Below are 1,833 nucleotides of genomic sequence, written 5' to 3'. Positions count from 1 at the left end.
TCAGCTTTTTAGCCTTGTTTCTCATTGGCCTTGTTACATCGTTACATTGTATTGCAATGTGCGGTGGTATTGTTATTTCTCAATGTGTTCAAATTCAAGGCACCAAAAAAACATATATGACCGCTGTCCTTTATAATTTAGGACGAATTGTTTCTTATACTGTCATTGGTGGTATTGTTGGGGGGATTGGTGCTTCAGTACAATTTTCAGGCGGTTTGATACCAGTTTTTGCAGGAATATTTATGACTTTGATGGGCATCAACATGCTCGTAGACAATAAGATTATTAAGCGTCTAATACCTAAAATTCCTGGAAGTATAAGGGCAAAGAATGCCGCAAAGCAAGGTAAAAGTCCATTTGTTGTTGGCTTGTTAAACGGATTGATGCCTTGTGGTCCACTACAATCGATGCAGCTGTATGCACTTGGTACAGGTAGTGTTGTTGAGGGGGCCACGTCAATGTTCTTTTTCAGTGCCGGTACAGTGCCATTAATGCTTGGAATTGGTGTCTTAAGTGGTAAGATAAGTTCAAAGATGAACCGCAGGATGATGCATGTAGGTGCAGCCCTTGTTATTTTCATGGGGATTGCAATGCTTTCAAGGGGGCTGGCACTTTCTGGAATTGATCCAATTTCATATGGATCGACAAAGCAAGAAGCCGTTTTAGCGATTGAAAATAATACTGGCACTGCTAATAATGAACAATATGTTGAAACCATTTTGTCACCAAGAGGTTATCCGGTAATTACGGTAAAAAAAGGGGTTCCTGTTAAATGGAATTTTATTGCCTCAGAGGAAACGCTCAATGGCTGTAACAATGAGATTATAATTCCTGAGTACAATATAAATATAAAACTGCTACCTGGCGATAATTTTATAGAGTTTACGCCTACAGAGGCTGGTGTTGTGGGTTATTCTTGCTGGATGGGCATGATCAGAAGTCAGATTAATGTGGTTGAAGACACAGGTTCAGATTCACCAGTCCCAGCATTACAGCCAGAAAATGTGGTGCCACCTACGAGTGGCGGTGCTGATTGTTGTAGTGGTGGCACCCAAGGTATTCGTACACAAGATCCTGTTTTAGTCAATAAGGCGATCATTATAGATGGTGTTCAAGTTATGGAAATACATGTGGATGCCTATGGCTATTCACCACAAGTTTCAGTGGTTCAAGAGGGCATGCCGCTCAAAGTTAGATTTATTGCGGATGAAGTTACTGGCTGTAATTACCAAATAGACTTTATCAATAAAGATATTCGTGTCGATTTGTTAGATGGAGATGTTGAGCTTGAGACCATAATACCTGATGAGAATATTGGATTCACTTGTGGTATGCGCATGCTTCAAGGCTTGATATTGCCGGTTTCTGATTTAGAGGAAGCTGACCTCCTTGAGATTGAAAATAGGGTCTATAACAGGAATCAATAATCAATAGCTTGGCTAGACCTTATAGCTAAAGAAAATGTTATCAGTGGTGAATAATATTTTACATTTTGGTGTATAAGTTTAATGAACGAAGTCAAATATGATGAAAGTGTCGAAAAATAATGAATTCGGAGGCTATTATGAAACATCAATTATCGATTGAATACTGTACGACTTGAGGTTATTTGGAAGAGGCCGTGAGCCTTTTACACAAAGTACTAAAAGAACATAAGAACAAAATTCAGGCTTTTGCATTGATGCCTTCTACAGGTGGTGTCTTTGAAGTCACTTTAGATGATGACTTGATTTTCTCTAAAGTAAAAGAAAATCGTAAACCTGGTATTGGAGAAGTTGAATCCATAATTAGATCTAAGATTCAAGTGGATATGTTGTCAAATTTATAAAATGG

At 38.5% G+C, this 1,833-nt stretch carries 2 protein-coding genes; both read left to right on the top strand.

Translation table 11 applies throughout. The features are described from left to right. The coding region (locus AC220I_RS21965; RefSeq protein WP_486726005.1) for a sulfite exporter TauE/SafE family protein at window positions 1–1,427 on the top strand (1,427 nt) is incomplete at its 5' end. A gap of 182 nt (window positions 1,428–1,609) precedes the next feature. Next, window positions 1,610–1,828 carry an Rdx family protein gene (locus AC220I_RS21960; RefSeq protein ID WP_486726004.1) on the top strand — a complete coding sequence of 73 codons (219 nt, stop codon included), beginning with the start codon at window positions 1,610–1,612 and terminating at the stop codon, window positions 1,826–1,828. The last annotated feature ends 5 nt before the right edge of the window (window positions 1,829–1,833 follow it).

The sequence above is a fragment of the Fusibacter sp. genome, assembly GCF_057447755.1.
This window is presented reverse-complemented; position numbering and strand designations above follow the sequence as displayed.